1 protein-coding gene is annotated in these 832 nt (G+C 64.4%); it reads left to right on the plus strand.

The window, feature by feature from the left end:
• A partial coding sequence (locus JKL46_RS34950) for an IS256 family transposase (RefSeq protein WP_246529755.1) occupies positions 1-747 on the plus strand: 747 nt, incomplete at its 5' end.
• Positions 748-832 lie beyond the last annotated feature (85 nt).

Consider the following 832-nt stretch of genomic DNA (forward strand, 5'->3'; position numbering starts at 1 on the left):
GCCCCTGGGGACGTAAGCGGCAGAAGTGGGGAATTTTACTTCGGCACTTCTGGGGACGATTCACACGGCATTGACAGGCCCTCGCAGGCGGTGCTGATCGCTGTGGGCATCGACTGGGACGGGCGGCGCCAGATCCTCGGCGTCGAGATGGCCAACCGGGAAAGCCATTCTGTCTGGAAGACCTTTCTGCTGGGCCTGCGCGAGCGCGGTCTCTCCGGGGTGGAGTTGGTGGTGGCCGACGACCATGCCGGCTTACGAGCCGCCATCCGCGAGGTGCTGTCAGAGGCGGCCTACCAGCGGTGCTATGTGCACTTCCTCAGGAACGCGCTCGATCACCTGCCGCGCAAGGCCGATGACGACTGCCTGCAGGAGCTGCGCTGGCTCTATGACCGGCGTTCGGTCGAGGAGGCGCGGCGGGATCTCTCCGCCTGGATTGCCAAGTGGGAGGGGCGCTACCCGCGCCTGGTCGCCTGGGCCGAGGAGACGATCGAGGAGACGTTCACGTTCTACCGGCTGCCGCGCCAGCACCATAAGCATCTCAAGAGCACCAACATGCTCGAGCGCCTGAACGAGGAGATCCGCCGACGCACCTACGTGGTGCGGATCTTCCCCAATGCCGCCTCATGCTGCCGGCTGGTGCGGGCGCTGGCGGTGGAGACGCATGAGAACTGGCTCGAAGCTCACCGCTACCTCAACATGGACGACCTGAAGGAGCACAAAAAGGATCAACTCCGCCAAGCCGCTTAGCCAGCCTGTCGTACGCATCCGAGCTGGGCCGCCTTGTGGGACTGGGGCATTTGGAAGAGCACTGGCTCGATCGACGTCGATATGG

It is taken from the genome of Microvirga zambiensis WSM3693, assembly GCF_016735695.1.
In the GTDB taxonomy this organism is placed as follows: domain Bacteria; phylum Pseudomonadota; class Alphaproteobacteria; order Rhizobiales; family Beijerinckiaceae; genus Microvirga; species Microvirga zambiensis.